At 70.1% G+C, this 12,737-nt stretch carries 16 protein-coding genes, 2 tRNA genes and 1 pseudogene; 8 read left to right on the top strand and 11 right to left on the bottom strand.

Annotated features, from left to right (window positions below):
- Positions 1 to 113: pseudogene (locus tag BMZ92_RS37020) on the top strand (IS481 family transposase); the annotation flags it as partial.
- A gap of 371 nt (positions 114 to 484) precedes the next feature.
- Here the strand turns inward: BMZ92_RS37020 and BMZ92_RS37025 are convergent.
- Together BMZ92_RS37025 and BMZ92_RS27445 are read right to left on the bottom strand one after the other, a co-directional pair.
- The gene (locus BMZ92_RS37025) at positions 485 to 715 is read right to left on the bottom strand and encodes a hypothetical protein (RefSeq protein ID WP_143249956.1); all 231 of its coding nucleotides are present in this window, start codon (positions 713 to 715) and stop codon (positions 485 to 487) included.
- A 246-nt stretch (positions 716 to 961) separates the two neighbouring features.
- Positions 962 to 1,035: transfer RNA gene (locus tag BMZ92_RS27445), tRNA-Pro, on the bottom strand.
- A 78-nt stretch (positions 1,036 to 1,113) separates the two neighbouring features.
- Here BMZ92_RS27445 and BMZ92_RS27450 point away from each other — a divergent pair.
- Together BMZ92_RS27450 and BMZ92_RS27455 are read left to right on the top strand one after the other, a co-directional pair.
- A tRNA-Gly gene (locus BMZ92_RS27450) sits at positions 1,114 to 1,187 on the top strand.
- Between the two features lie 142 nt (positions 1,188 to 1,329).
- Positions 1,330 to 1,809 carry a VOC family protein gene (locus BMZ92_RS27455; RefSeq protein ID WP_091513305.1) on the top strand — a complete coding sequence of 160 codons (480 nt, stop codon included), beginning with the start codon at positions 1,330 to 1,332 and terminating at the stop codon, positions 1,807 to 1,809.
- 45 nt (positions 1,810 to 1,854) lie between these two features.
- On the opposite strand, the gene BMZ92_RS27460 is transcribed toward BMZ92_RS27455, so the two are convergent.
- From BMZ92_RS27460 to BMZ92_RS27470, 3 genes are all read right to left on the bottom strand, one after another.
- On the bottom strand, positions 1,855 to 2,049 hold the full coding sequence (locus BMZ92_RS27460) for a hypothetical protein (RefSeq protein ID WP_091513308.1): 195 nt from the start codon (positions 2,047 to 2,049) through the stop codon (positions 1,855 to 1,857).
- Positions 2,050 to 2,134: 85 nt separating this feature from the next.
- Positions 2,135 to 2,578 carry a nuclear transport factor 2 family protein gene (locus tag BMZ92_RS27465; protein ID WP_091513309.1) on the bottom strand — a complete coding sequence of 148 codons (444 nt, stop codon included), beginning with the start codon at positions 2,576 to 2,578 and terminating at the stop codon, positions 2,135 to 2,137.
- Positions 2,575 to 3,450 carry an LLM class F420-dependent oxidoreductase gene (locus BMZ92_RS27470; protein ID WP_091513311.1) on the bottom strand — a complete coding sequence of 292 codons (876 nt, stop codon included), beginning with the start codon at positions 3,448 to 3,450 and terminating at the stop codon, positions 2,575 to 2,577. The genes BMZ92_RS27465 and BMZ92_RS27470 overlap by 4 nt, the downstream gene beginning before the upstream one ends.
- A gap of 83 nt (positions 3,451 to 3,533) precedes the next feature.
- Between BMZ92_RS27470 and BMZ92_RS27475 the strand changes: the two genes are divergently transcribed.
- Positions 3,534 to 4,301, top strand: a complete 768-nt coding sequence (locus BMZ92_RS27475) for a class I SAM-dependent methyltransferase (protein ID WP_091513567.1) — start codon at positions 3,534 to 3,536, stop codon at positions 4,299 to 4,301.
- Between the two features lie 46 nt (positions 4,302 to 4,347).
- A complete protein-coding gene (locus BMZ92_RS27480) occupies positions 4,348 to 5,145 on the top strand; it encodes a hypothetical protein (protein ID WP_091513313.1) in 798 nt (265 codons plus the stop codon).
- 31 nt (positions 5,146 to 5,176) lie between these two features.
- Here the strand turns inward: BMZ92_RS27480 and BMZ92_RS27485 are convergent, their stop codons facing one another.
- Entirely contained in the window at positions 5,177 to 5,986 is an 810-nt protein-coding gene (locus BMZ92_RS27485) for an Fpg/Nei family DNA glycosylase (RefSeq protein ID WP_091513316.1), read from the bottom strand.
- Positions 5,986 to 6,456: a ribose-5-phosphate isomerase gene (locus BMZ92_RS27490; RefSeq protein ID WP_091513318.1), complete on the bottom strand. Its 471-nt coding sequence runs from the start codon at positions 6,454 to 6,456 to the stop codon at positions 5,986 to 5,988. The genes BMZ92_RS27485 and BMZ92_RS27490 overlap by 1 nt, the downstream gene beginning before the upstream one ends.
- 44 nt (positions 6,457 to 6,500) lie before the next feature.
- Between BMZ92_RS27490 and BMZ92_RS27495 the strand changes: the two genes are divergently transcribed.
- Entirely contained in the window at positions 6,501 to 7,202 is a 702-nt protein-coding gene (locus BMZ92_RS27495; RefSeq protein WP_091513320.1) for an MBL fold metallo-hydrolase, read from the top strand.
- On the opposite strand, the gene BMZ92_RS27500 is transcribed toward BMZ92_RS27495, so the two are convergent.
- Complete coding sequence (locus BMZ92_RS27500; RefSeq protein ID WP_091513323.1) at positions 7,165 to 7,776, bottom strand: mycothiol-dependent nitroreductase Rv2466c family protein; 612 nt, start codon at positions 7,774 to 7,776, stop codon at positions 7,165 to 7,167. The two genes, BMZ92_RS27495 and BMZ92_RS27500, sit on opposite strands and share 38 nt — an antisense overlap.
- Positions 7,777 to 7,909: 133 nt before the next feature.
- Here BMZ92_RS27500 and pepN point away from each other — a divergent pair, with 133 nt between their 5' ends.
- Complete coding sequence (gene pepN / locus BMZ92_RS27505; RefSeq protein WP_091513324.1) at positions 7,910 to 10,474, top strand: aminopeptidase N; 2,565 nt, start codon at positions 7,910 to 7,912, stop codon at positions 10,472 to 10,474.
- 60 nt (positions 10,475 to 10,534) lie between these two features.
- Here pepN and BMZ92_RS27510 read toward each other — a convergent pair whose 3' ends face one another.
- Both BMZ92_RS27510 and ctaJ read right to left on the bottom strand, forming a co-directional pair.
- Positions 10,535 to 11,014, bottom strand: coding sequence for a DUF5130 family protein (locus BMZ92_RS27510; RefSeq protein WP_091513327.1), 480 nt, complete (start codon positions 11,012 to 11,014; stop codon positions 10,535 to 10,537).
- Entirely contained in the window at positions 11,001 to 11,240 is a 240-nt protein-coding gene (ctaJ, locus tag BMZ92_RS27515; RefSeq protein ID WP_091513330.1) for an aa3-type cytochrome oxidase subunit CtaJ, read from the bottom strand. Before ctaJ ends, BMZ92_RS27510 begins: the two co-directional genes overlap by 14 nt.
- A 301-nt stretch (positions 11,241 to 11,541) precedes the next feature.
- Here ctaJ and BMZ92_RS27520 point away from each other — a divergent pair, with 301 nt between their 5' ends.
- Complete coding sequence (locus BMZ92_RS27520) at positions 11,542 to 11,856, top strand: hypothetical protein (RefSeq protein WP_091513332.1); 315 nt, start codon at positions 11,542 to 11,544, stop codon at positions 11,854 to 11,856.
- 75 nt (positions 11,857 to 11,931) lie between these two features.
- Here the strand turns inward: BMZ92_RS27520 and BMZ92_RS27525 are convergent, their stop codons facing one another.
- Positions 11,932 to 12,429 (bottom strand): HNH endonuclease, encoded by a 498-nt coding sequence (locus tag BMZ92_RS27525; protein ID WP_091513334.1) that lies wholly within the window; start codon positions 12,427 to 12,429, stop codon positions 11,932 to 11,934.
- Between the last annotated feature and the right edge of the window lie 308 nt (positions 12,430 to 12,737).

A 12,737-nucleotide genomic window follows, 5' to 3' on the forward strand; every position in this document is an offset into this window, starting at 1 on the left:
GGGCAGCACTACCGCCCTGGCTGCACTTCTACAATCACCACCGACCCCACAGCGCAACCAGCGGCAAACCCCCGATCACCCGCCTGACCAACCTCCCTGGACACCACACCTAGGGCCATCGTGATCAATACCAGCATCTCGGCCCCCCGAACCGATCAGCCACTCCCGGATGACCAAGCGAAAAGGACCTGGCAAGTCCGCCAACTTGCGTTGACCAAGACTGCTCGTCCCGGTGCTGCCTGGAAAGCCGGAGCCGGGATCGACGAAACCCGCCGCGGTGGCGAAAGCTGGCTGCACCAGTGGGAACCAGTCACCGTTCAGGATGACAGCGAGCGTCGCGCGAAATACTCGAAAGCCTTCCCCTGGAGGAATCATTTCCAGTGCTTCCGGAAAAAGTGTCGCAAGGTAAAACTGGAAATATCGTTGCGACCCGATCATGAAGTGGACGTGGTGACACACCAGAGGTTGACAGGCCGGGGCCTGTTCATGAGGGCCGAGACTTCAGCAGGAGTCCACTCTGGGCAAGGAATCCGTCGATGGGCACAGGTCGGTACTGGATCCGTTTGAGCCGGTTCTTCACCACGGCCGCCAGTTCGTTCAGGCCCTGGACGGCGAGGTTGCTCAACCCGTTTTTTGGGGGTTCGCCCACGCCCTCGGCAGACCGCAGCCGTACCACGGTCAGCCAGCCGTGATGTGCGGCGATGAACTCCCGCACCCTGGCAACTCGGTGTCCACCATGCCCGGTTCGATCATGCCCACCAGGCGCAGGCGCCGGGCAATAGGCCGTGCGAGCTGCCGACGAAGCGCCTTCTCCCCGGCGCTGGAAGCGCGTCCAACCAGGCTGCGGGTCCCCGACGTCGGGAGGCGCGACAGGGGCCGCCGTTCACAGGTAGAACCAGCGCTCCCCGACCGGATCCGCCGACCCAAAGAAGGGGTAAAACCGCAGGTCAACGCCTGTTTGTCGGGATGACAGGATTTGAACCTGCGACCCTCCGCTCCCAAAGCGGATGCGCTACCAAGCTGCGCCACATCCCGGCCGCCCCGATGGGGCGCTGCGATCACTCTAGCCTGACCCGCTAAACTGGTCGCGCACCCCGGGTCACCAGGGCGCATGCGGGCGTAGCTCAATGGTAGAGCCCCAGTCTTCCAAACTGGCTACGCGGGTTCGATTCCCGTCGCCCGCTCCAGCGCGTCACAGCAGGTCAGCGGCACAAACCGAGCGGCGGTCCCACTCCAGGGAACCGCCGCTCACCGCATCAAGCCGCTCCCACCGATGACTTTTCCCTCCCGCTCGGGTCTACCCACGCATCCACACCCGAAGGAGGAGCCATGTCCGACAAGCGTCTCACCACGTGCCTCTGGTTCGACGGCCAGGCCGAGGACGCCGCGAAGTTCTACGGGACCGTCTTCAAGGACTTCAAGCTCGGCCCGACCAGCTACTACAACGACGCGGGCCCCGGCCCCGCCGGCTCCGTCATCACCGTCGAGTTCGAGATCAACGGGCAGCGGTTCGTGGGCCTCAACGGCGGCCCCGAGTTCAAGTTCAACGAGGCCATCTCGTTCCAGATCCCCTGCGAGAACCAGGACGAGGTCGACTACTACTGGACCACCCTCACCGCCGACGGCGGCCAGGAAGGCCCCTGCGGCTGGCTCCGCGACAAGTTCGGCGTCGCCTGGCAGGTCGTGCCCGACCGGCTCCTCGAACTGATCAACGACCCCGACCCCGCCAAGGCCACCCGCGCTACCAAGGCCATGTACGGCATGCACAAGATCGACATCGCCGCGGTCGAGAAGGCCTACGCCGGCTGAACGACCTCGAGCCGCAGCGTCCGTGTGAAAGCGCTTGCTGTCGTCTCAACCGCCGACGGCGAGCACGCACTCCGCACAACGTGGGAGCTTCCGCCACTGGTGTGTGCGTTCCGAGGGGATGCACCGCCGCCCGCACCGGGACCGGAACCCGGTGCGGGGGTGGTACTCCCGCACCGGCGGCACCCAGTGCGTCGCGTCCGCGTCGATGTCCGGCAGCCAGCCCCAGCACGATCTGTCCATGCGCGCGGATGGTCGCGCTCCGGCACCGCCGCGGCACGCCGACGCTCCGCGGGTAACACAGCGCTTACGCACGTGCGCGCGATGTTTACCCCACCTGCCGCGCCGTCGCCATCGCCCGCTCGGTCTCCCAGAACGCCCGCATGGACTTCACCAGGCCGTCCGCCCCGACGCGGTAGACGAACACCCCGTCGGTGTCCACGCGGTAACCGCCGGGCAGGAACGTCGTGATCGTGCCGTAGTTCGCGACCTCGTCGCCCGCGGCGAACGAGTCGCGGATGACGAACTCGAACCGTTCGACCTTCGCGATCGTGAGGTCCCAGAACGCCGAAATCCCGTCGTGCCCGTGGTGGCCCTTGCCCTCCTGGTCGAACATCGACGGTCCGACCGGGTCCTCGATCACCGCGTCCGGCGCGAACAACGCGAGCCACTCGTCCTTCGCGCCCCGCACGACCGCGTTCATGGAGTTCCACGCGGCCCGCCGCGCGGGCGGCTGCTCCGCGGACGTGTCCCAGCAGACGTCGATGCTCATGACCCCACCTTCGCGATGATCTCGTCGGCGAACTTCTTGATGGCGTCCTTCTTCGGCTCCAGCGCGTCGCCGAACCCGATGCCCTCGAACACCCACGGCTGCGTCACGACGTCCGTCACGCCGATCTCGGCCTGCTCGCGGTAGCCGTCCGCGCCGAACCGGTCGATGCACACCGCCTGGATCTCGAACGGCTCGTCCGCGCGCCCGTACTCCGCACGCAGCTCCCGCAGTCGCTCGATGGTGGTGCGCAGGTCCTCGAACTTCATCATCGCGCTGGACCAGCCGTCCCCGACCCGCGCGGCCCGGCGCAGTGCGACCTCGGTGTGACCGCCGATGTAGAACGGCACGCGCCGGCTGGGCGCGGGACTCATCTGCAGCTTGTCGAAGTTGAAGAACTTCCCGTGGTACTCGACCATCCCGCCGTCGAGGATCAGGCGCAGCACGTCGATCGCCTCGTCGACACGCTTGCCCCGCTGCGCGTACGGCGCGCCGCACCACTCGAACTCCTCGGGTGACCAGCCCACGCCGAGCCCGAGGCCGAACCGGTTGCCGGTCAGCACGGCCACCGAACCGACCTGCCGGGCCAGCAGCACGGGATTGCGCGAGCCGAGCTTCATCACGGAGGTGTAGAACTCGATCTCGTTCGTGACCGCGCCCATCGCCGCGGCCGCCACGAGCGGGTCCGCCCACGGGGTGTCGGCGGTCCAGAACCGGCTGCCGTCGGGGGTGTACGGGTACTCCGCCGACACCGATTCCGAGTAGAAGAGCGAGTCGGGCAGGACGACGGAGGAGAAGCCGCACTCCTCGGCCGTGCGGGCCAGCTCGGTGAACTGTTCGAGGGGGTTCATCGCGACCGAGAGGCTGAACTTCATACGCGGGAGACTATAACGTGTTCTAGTTTTCGTCGAGAGCGGAAGCGGTGGCGGCGTCCGCGGGACGGGGCCACGCTGGCGTGGTGATCCAGGAATTCGCCGGGGACGGCGCCCGCTACTACGCGCGCTACCGCCGCGGCTACCGGGCGGACCTGCTCGAAGCGCTGCGCCCCGGGCCGCGCGTGCTCGACCTCGGGTGCGGGACCGGTCAGCTCACGCTCTCACTGGCGGCCAGGGCGACGACCGTCGTCGGCATGGACCCCTCCCCCGACATGCTCGCCGAAGCCCGGGCGACGGAGACCCCGAACGCCGTCTGGGTGGTCGGCGCCGACACCGACGTACCCGCGCTCGCCCCGCTGCTCGGCGGCAGCCTCGACCTCGTCACGATCGCCCAGGCCCTGCACTGGATGGACGCGCCGCGGCTGTTCACGGCGCTGACCACTCTGCTCCGCCCCGGCGGCCGGGTGGCGGTGATCTCGAACGGCGTGCCGGTGTGGACGGCCGACACCGCGTGGGGCGAAGCGATCCGCGAAGTGGCGGCGAAATGGTTCGGCACTCGGGACTTTCCCACCTGCGGCACCAGCGACGAGGAACGCGCGCGCTACGGCAGACAGCTGCGCGAAGCGGGCTTCACCGGCGTACACGAACGCCGTCTCGACCACACCGATCGGCTGACGCTCGACGAACTCGCCGGGTCGTTCCACTCGGCGGCACCACTGGAGCGGCTCACCGATTTTCCCCGTTACGACCGGGAACTCCGCGAAGCGCTGCTCGCGGCCCAGCCCGACGGTGTCTTCACAGAGGAGGTTTCCGTGAGGGTGCTGGAGGGCACCCGGGAACTTCCCGGTTAGTGTCCGCGTTGTCCGGTTCAGGATTCCGAAACCGTGGGAGTTACCGATGGGCACCACGATCACGCTGATCGTGCTCCTCCTCGTCATCGTGGGCGGGGTGGCGTACTTCGCCAAGGCGCAGGGCCGCAACCGCCAGCGCCAGCTGGAGGACGCCAAGGCCGACGCGCGGCGGCTGGTCGAGCGGCTCGGCGGGCAGGTGCTCAACCTGACCGGCACCGACACCGCCTCGAAGCAGGCGCTCGCCGACGCGTCGGAGCGCTACAACGCCGCCGGCTCGCAGCTGGACCAGGCGCAGACGGCCGAGCAGGCCCGGCTGGTCAAGGAGACCGCGCTCGAAGGCCTCTACTACGTGCGCGCGGCGCGCAAGGCGATGGGCATGGACCCCGGCCCCCAGCTGCCTGAGGAGGCCGAGCGCGAGCGCGCGGGCAAGGTCAGCGAGCACCGCAAGGTCGACGTCGAGGGCCAGACGTACGAGGCCTCGCCCGACCCGGGCTCGAACACGCCGTACTACTACCCCGGCGGCCGCGTCGCGGGGCGGCCGGTGCCGCAGGGCTGGTACAGCGAGCCGTGGTGGAAGCCGGCACTCGTTGCGGGCGCGTGGGGACTCGGCTCGATGCTGCTGTTCAGCGCGATGTTCTCGGGCATGAGCGGCATCGCCAGCGCGGCGGCCTGGGAGTCCGGCTACGACGCCGGCCAGGAGGACGCCATGGCCGACGCGGGCGCCGACGGCGGCGACGCGGGTGACGCCGGCGGCGATTTCGACGGCGGCGGCGACTACGGCGGTGGCGACTTCGGCGGCGATTTCGGTGGTGACTTCGGCGGCGGGGACTTCGGGGACTTCTGACCCCCGGCCCGGCTCCCGCGCGGGAGCCGGGTCACTCCCCCGGCTGGCACACCGGGCACCAGTAGAGGTTGCGCCCGGCCAGCTCGCGGTGCGCGATCGGCGTGCCGCACACCAGGCACGGCTGACCGGTGCGGCGGTAGACGTAGACCTCGCCGCCGTGCCGGTCCTCACGCGGCGCGCGGCCCGTCACGTGCGGCAGGTGCTCGTCGGCGACGGTGTCGATGCGGCCGACGCGCACGCCGTGCCGCATGAGCGCCACCAGGTCCGCCCACATCTCCTGCCACGTCTCGTGGTCGAGCAGGCGGCCGGGCCGCATCGGCGGCACCCCGTGGCGGAACAGCAGTTCGGCGCGGTACACGTTACCCACGCCGGCGAGCACCGACTGGTCCATCAGCAACGCGGCGATCGACGTGCGCGAGGCGGAGATCTTCTCGTACGCCTGCTCCGGCTTGGCGCCGCGGCGCAGCGGGTCCGGCCCCAGGCGCGCCTTGATCGCGTCCACCTGGTCGGGTGTCAGCAGTTCACACCGCGTCGGGCCGCGGAGGTCCGTCCAATGTGTCTTGCCGACCATCCGCATGCGGACCTGCCCCACGGGGGCCAGCACGGGCAGTTTCGCCTCGGTGAACGTGCCGTACAGCCCGAGGTGGACGTGCACCGCGCCGACGGATGTGTAGTGGTGGAACAGATGTTTCCCGTACGCCTCAGCCTTCACCAGCACCGCACCGTCCACACGGGACGCTTCGGCGAACTTGCCCTGCGGGCTGGTCACCTCCACCGGCGCACCCGCGAACCTGCGCTGGTGCAACCGGGCGAGCCGGTGGAGGGTGTGGCCTTCGGGCATCAGGCGGGCAGCGCGGGCGGGTTACCGGTGCGCTCGTAGTCCAGCAGCTGCTGCACCCGCCGGGCGTGCCGCTCGTCGGGCGAAACCGGGGTGGCGAGGAAGGTGTCGACGATCGCGGTGGCCTCCTCGACCGTGTGCATCCGCGCGCCGATGCCGATCAGCTGGGCGTGGTTGTGCTCGCGGGCGAGCTGCGCGATCTCCGGCTTCCAGGCCAGCGCGGCGCGCGCGCCCGGCACCTTGTTGGCCGCGATCTGCTCGCCGTTGCCGGAACCACCGATGACGATGCCGAGGCTGCCCTCGTCGGCGACCACGCGCCGCGCCGTCTCGATGCAGAAGGCGGGGTAGTCGTCGGCCGCGTCGTAGACGAACGGGCCGATGTCGGTGACCTCGTGCCCCTGGCCCTTCAGGTAGCTCACCAGGTGGTTCTTCAGCTCGAAACCGGCATGGTCGGATCCCAAGTAGACACGCACGTCTGGAGTCTGCCATCCCGGTCCGGGCGGGGCATGCTCTGGGTATGACGCGATGGCTCGAACTGGCCGACGGGGTGCTGGCACGGCGGTACGAGCACCTCGACCAGACGCTCGGCCTCGTCGTGGGCCGTGAACGCTGCCTGGTCGTCGACACGAGCGGGGACGAGGTGCAGGGAGCGGAGTTCGCCGCCGCCATCCGGGAGATCACCGCGCTGCCGTGGCTCGTCGTGCTCACGCACGCCCACTTCGACCACCACTTCGGCACCCGCGCGTTCCTGCCGTGCCGGGTGTGGGCGCACGAGCGCTGCCGCCCGGCGATGGGCGCCGACCGCGCCGAGTGGGCCACGAAGTTCCGCCAGGAGGGCTCCGGGGAACTGGCCGCGCGCCTCGAGGAGGCCGAGCTCGTCCCGCCGACCGACACGCTCGCCACGGAGGTGGCCCTCGACCTCGGCGGGCGCCGCGTCACGCTCCTCCACCCCGGCCGCGGGCACACCGATCACGACGTCGCCGTGCACGTGCCGGACGCCGCCGTGCTGTTCGCCGGTGACCTGGTGGAGCAGGGCGCGCCCCCGTCGATCGGCCCGGACTCCCACGCGGCCGAATGGCCGCACGCGCTGGACCGCCTGCTGGCCCTGCGCCCCGGCACGATCGTGCCGGGGCACGGAGACCCCGTGGACGCCGCCTTCGTGCGGCGGCAGCGCGACGAGCTCAGTCGAAGTTCAGCTCGCCCGAGCGGGTCCGCTTGAGCTCGTAGAAGTCCGGGTACGACGCCAGCAGCCGGGCGCCGTCGAAGACCTTCAGCGCGTCCTCGCCGCGGGGGATCGACGACAGCACCGGGCCGAAGAACGCCACGCCGTCGATGTGGATCGTCGGGGTGCCCACGTCCATGCCGACCGGGTCCATGCCCTCGTGGTGGCTCTTGCGCAGCGCCTCGTCGTACTCCGTCGACTCCGCGGCCGCCAGCAGCTCCGCCGGGGCGCCCACGGCCGCCAGCGCCTCCTTCAGCACCGCCGGAATGTCCTTGTTGTCCTGGTTGTGGTAGCGCGTGCCGAACTCCGTGTAGAAGTCGCGCAGCACGCTCTCGTCCTTCGCCTGCGCCAGCGCCGTCGCGACGCGCACCGGGCCCCACGCCTTCTCCATCAGCTGCTGGTACTGCTCCGGCAGGTCACGGCCCGAGTTCAGCACGGCCAGGCTCATCACCCGGAAGTGCAGGTCGAGGTCCCGCTGCTTCTCGACCTCGAGGATCCAGCGGGACGTGATCCAGGCGAACGGGCAGACGGGGTCGAAGTAGAAGTCGACGCGCGTGCGCTCAGCGGACATGAAAGCTCCTTGTGCCGTGCCAACAGTTGGCGGTAACCAGGGCAACAGCCGCCGCGTTCCGCTTGTTCCCCGGGCCATCCGTGATTGGATAGCAAGACAGCCCAATGACCATCGCTAGTGCTACGAGGTGCCTGTGCCCGCCCCTAACCTGACCCGCGACCAAGCAAAGCAGCGCGCGGAACTGCTGGACGTCGAGTCGTACGACATCCTGCTCGACCTGACGGACGGCAACGGCCACCCCGGCGAGCGGACGTTCGAGTCGACCACCACGATCCGCTTCGCGAGCGCACGCGCCGGGGCGAGTTCCTGGGTGGACATCGTCGCCGCCGGAGTCCGCTCGGCCACGCTCAACGGCCGTGAGCTGGACGTCTCCGGCTACGTGGAGGACGACGGCATCGCCCTGCCGGACCTCGCCGAGACCAACGAACTCGTCGTGCGCGCCGACTGCCGTTACATGAACACCGGTGAGGGCCTGCACCGGTTCGTCGACCCGGTCGACGACGCGGTCTACCTCTACACCCAGTTCGAGACCGCCGACGCGAAGCGCATGTTCGCCTGCTTCGACCAGCCCGACCTCAAGTCGGTCTACCGCCTCACCGTGATCGCGCCGAGCGACTGGAAGGTCGTGTCGAACGCGCAGGTCGAGTCCACCGAGAAGACGGCGGAGGGCGCGACGAAGACGGTGTTCGCCGTGTCCGAGCGCATCTCCACCTACCTCGTCGCGCTCGTCGCCGGCCCGTACGCCGAGTGGCACGACCAGTACACCGACGAGCACGGCACGATCCCGCTCGGCATCTACTGCCGCGCCTCGCTCGCCGAGCACATGGACGCCGACCGCCTGTTCACCGAGACCAAGCAGGGTTTCGGCTTCTACCACAAGGCGTTCGCGACCCCGTACCCGTTCTCCAAGTACGACCAGCTGTTCGTGCCCGAGTTCAACGCGGGCGCGATGGAGAACGCGGGCGCGGTCACGTTCCTTGAGGACTACGTGTTCCGCAGCCGCGTCACCCGCTACTCCTACGAGCGCCGCGCCGAGACGCTGCTGCACGAGATGGCGCACATGTGGTTCGGCGACCTCGTGACCATGCGCTGGTGGGACGACCTGTGGCTGAACGAGTCGTTCGCGACGTTCGCGAGCGTGCTGGCGCAGGCCGAGGCCACCGAGTACGAGCACGCGTGGACCAGCTTCGCCAACATCGAGAAGTCCTGGGCCTACCGCCAGGACCAGCTGCCCTCGACGCACCCGATCGCGGCGGACATCGTGGACCTGCAGGCCGTCGAGGTGAACTTCGACGGCATCACCTACGCCAAGGGCGCGAGCGTGCTCAAGCAGCTGGTGTCCTACGTCGGCCTGGACAACTTCCTCGCCGGCCTGCGGGTGTACTTCGGCAAGCACGCGTGGGGCAACGCGACGCTGGCGGACCTGCTGGCGGCGCTGGAGCAGGCGTCCGGGCGCGACCTGTCCGGCTGGAGCGCGCAGTGGCTGGAGACCACGGGCCTGAACTCGCTGCGCCCGCGGTTCGACACCGACGGCGAGGGCCGGTTCACGTCGTTCGCGGTGGTGCAGAGCGGCGCCAAGCCGGGCGCGGGCGAGCTGCGCACGCACCGGATCGCGGTCGGGATCTACGACGACGACTCCAGCGGCAACCTGGTGCGCATCCAGCGGGTCGAGCTGGACGTCGAGGGTGAGGTCACCGAGGTGCCCGACCTCGTGGGCGCGCCCGCGGGCAAGCTCGTGCTGGTCAACGACGACGACCTGACCTACTGCACGATGCGCCTCGACGCGGGTTCGCTGACCACGCTGGTCGACCGGATCGCCGACATCACCGAGCCGCTCCCCCGCACGCTGTGCTGGTCGGCCGCGTGGGAGATGACCCGCGAAGCCGAGCTGAAGGCGCGGGACTTCGTGGCGATCGTCTCGCACGGCATCCACGCCGAGACCGAGGTCGGCGTCGTGCAGCGGCTGCTGCTGCAGGCGCAGACCGCGCTGAACTCCTACGCCGAGCAGGGCTGGGCCGCCGAGCAGGGCTGGCCCGAGTTCACCACGCGGCTGCTGGAGCTGGCCCGGTCGGCCGAGCCGGGTTCGGACCACCAGCTGGCCTTCGTGAATTCGCTGACCGGTTCGGTGCTCGACGACGAGAAGCTCGCGGTGCTGGCGGGCTGGCTCGACGGCTCGTCCCCGCTGGAGGGCCTGACCGTCGACGCGGACCTGCGCTGGCGGCTGCTCAACGCGCTCGTCGCGCACGGCAAGGCAGGCGACGCGGAGATCGACGCGGAGCTGGCGCGCGACGACACCGCGACGGGGCGGCGGCACGCGGAGTACGCGCGGGCGATGCGGCCGACCGCCGAGAGCAAGGCCGAGGCGTGGCAGCGCGCGGTGTACGACGACGAGCTGCCCAACGCGATGAGCAACGCCGTCATCGGCGGTTTCTCCCACCCGGGGCAGAAGCACCTGCTCGGCGAGTACGTGGCGAAGTACTTCGACGTGATCGATGACGTGTGGCGCCGCCGCTCCAGCGAGCGGGCCCAGCCCACGGTCGTCGGGCTGTTCCCCGCGTGGGCCGTGGACCAGTCCACTGTGGACGCCGCGGACGCGTGGCTCGCGCAGGAGCGGCCCGCCGCGTTGCGCCGCCTCGTGTCGGAGGGCCGGGCCGGGATCGTGCGCGCACTGGCCGCGCGCGAGTTCGACGAGAGCTGACGGATACGAGAACGGCCGGCCTCCCGCTCGGGAGGCCGGCCGTTCTTCGTGTTCCGCGGATCAGGCCGGGGCGTGCCCCGCCTGGTCGGCGAGCATGCGGAGGCCCGAGACGAGGCCGCCGATCAGGTCACCCTCCTTGAAGGACGCGACCATGCTCATCACCGCGAGCTTGGCGGCGCGGTCGGGCAGCCGGGGGAACGCCTCGGCGCCGGTGACGACCTCGACGACGCGCTCGCCGGGCGACACCGCGATGAGCACCGAGTGAGCCGCGGCGGCGCCGATCGAGGCGTGCAGCCGCTCGGCGGCCTCGCGGGTGTCGCCACCCAGCTCGCCGAGGTACACGCTGAAGTCGATGCCCGTCTCCCGGCTCGCCAGCGTCAGCGCCTCGTCGAGACGGGCGAGCTGGGGCACGCTGAACGGGACGGACGGCTTAGCGGGTTCGTACATCCGGGCGATCGACCGGCGTCCGGTCGACGTAATGCCGACGCCGAACTCCGCCTCGCCGGACTCCGTCTGCTGGACCAGCTCACCAGCTGCCACGGGCACCTCCCACTGCCGTCCCCGACGCCTCGCCGGAGTTCACCTGCCGATGCGCGCCGACGCCCTCCGGGTTACCGCTCCACCACATCGGCGGGTACTCCCAGGGCTGGCCCGGACGGTAGCGGGGGTTCCCGGCGAACTTCGACCGCAACGTCACCAGTGCGACCACGCCGTAGATGGCCGCCGGGATCAGCGCGAAGACCAGGATTGTCTCGACGATGCTCACGAGGGAGAACCTTAGCCGATACGCCTTCATCCCACGGGAGGAGCATCAGCCCGTTCGTGTGCGGAGGGTCAAGCCCGTTCGCCGCTTCGGGGCCGCCGTCCGCCGTGTGCCGTCCGTCCGTTCACACAATGGGCCGAAAGACCCTTGCGCGAATGATGGCAACTCGCCGTACGGCCGGCCGCACTCACCGCAATTCGGGTTGTTCCCGGGGACAAATCCTCGTAGCTTTTTCACCTGTACGGGCCTTGCGCCTCGCTCCCCTTCCCGCAATGTAACGCACTGGGTCCCCGGAGGACATGTCATGAACCTCGCGCTTACCCCCGCTCAGCCCAACGTCGGCCACGTTCCGTCACTGATCGCCACCGAGAGCGGTCGTGGCACCCGCGTCACGCGGGGCACGAGGGTGACCGCCGGCACCCGCGTCACGTGCGGTACCCGTGTGACCAGGGGTACTCGGGTCACGAGGGGTACCCGTGTCACCGCGGGGACCCGCGTCACGAGGGGTACGCGCGTCACCCGCGGCACCCGCGTGACCGCCGGCACCCGCGTCACGCGCGGCACCCGGGTCACCCGTGGCACGCGCGTCACCGCGGGCACCCGCGTGACCGCCGCCTGAACCACACCTTCACGCACCACAGCGCCCCGGCCGTCGAGACGACGACCGGGGCGAAGGTGTGGGCGGGGGATCTTGCTAAGCTGCGGCGCCGAGATAGGGCCGCCACAGCGGATCCGCGTCTCCGCTGTGCACGAGCAGCCGCCAGTGCGGACCGTGCGGGGCGGTCGGCACCACCCGCAGGTGCCAGCCCAGCTCGGACAGCAGCTTGTCGGCCTTGCGGTGGTTGCACTTGGCGCAGCAGGCGACGCAGTTCTGCCAGCTGTGGGGGCCACCCCGGCTGCGCGGGATGACGTGGTCGATGGTGTCGGCCCTGCCACCGCAGTAGGCGCAGCGGTAGCGGTCCCGGTGCATGAGCCCGGCACGGGTGAGCGGCACCTGGGCGCGGTAGGGCACCCGGACGTAGGTGGACAGGCGGATCACCGAGGGCACGGGCAGCGACGTCGTGGCCGCGTGCAGCGTGAGCCCCGCCGGATCTCCGTGCACCACGTCGGCCTTCCCGCACATCACCAGCACCACGGCCCGCCGCAGCGGCAGCGCCGTCAGCGGTTCGTAGGTGGCGTTGAGCAGGAGCACCCTGCGCCGCCCCCACCCGGGGGCCGTGCCGACCGCGGGATCCCGGCCTCTACGCTGTCCCGGCGGGCGGGCCGTCCGGCCTCCGCTCCGCGGGGGCGGCCCACTCGGGTGGGAGACCCCACCCGGATAGGCGCGCAGGGCTACCTCCGGCGCCTGTCCCGCCACGGGATCGTGGTCGGCGGCGCCGAGGGGGATCGGTTGTCGGTCTGGCACTCGACCACCTCCACCGGTGCGGTCATAGCAGACCACAGATCACCCCGGAAATGCGACCGTGTTAGAAGACGTGTCCTGTGAGATCCGTCCGAAGT

Source organism: Amycolatopsis sacchari (assembly GCF_900114035.1).
GTDB lineage: Bacteria > Actinomycetota > Actinomycetes > Mycobacteriales > Pseudonocardiaceae > Amycolatopsis_E > Amycolatopsis_E sacchari.

Coding starts and splice junctions, on each gene's coding strand:
- BMZ92_RS27455 (WP_091513305.1), top strand. CDS start 1,330: ATGTCCGACAAGCGTCTCACCACGTGCCTCTGGTTCGACGGCCAGGCC.
- BMZ92_RS27460 (WP_091513308.1), bottom strand. CDS start 2,049: ATGGACAGATCGTGCTGGGGCTGGCTGCCGGACATCGACGCGGACGCG.
- BMZ92_RS27465 (WP_091513309.1), bottom strand. CDS start 2,578: ATGAGCATCGACGTCTGCTGGGACACGTCCGCGGAGCAGCCGCCCGCG.
- BMZ92_RS27470 (WP_091513311.1), bottom strand. CDS start 3,450: ATGAAGTTCAGCCTCTCGGTCGCGATGAACCCCCTCGAACAGTTCACC.
- BMZ92_RS27480 (WP_091513313.1), top strand. CDS start 4,348: ATGGGCACCACGATCACGCTGATCGTGCTCCTCCTCGTCATCGTGGGC.
- BMZ92_RS27485 (WP_091513316.1), bottom strand. CDS start 5,986: ATGCCCGAAGGCCACACCCTCCACCGGCTCGCCCGGTTGCACCAGCGC.
- BMZ92_RS27495 (WP_091513320.1), top strand. CDS start 6,501: ATGACGCGATGGCTCGAACTGGCCGACGGGGTGCTGGCACGGCGGTAC.
- BMZ92_RS27500 (WP_091513323.1), bottom strand. CDS start 7,776: ATGTCCGCTGAGCGCACGCGCGTCGACTTCTACTTCGACCCCGTCTGC.
- BMZ92_RS27520 (WP_091513332.1), top strand. CDS start 11,542: ATGAACCTCGCGCTTACCCCCGCTCAGCCCAACGTCGGCCACGTTCCG.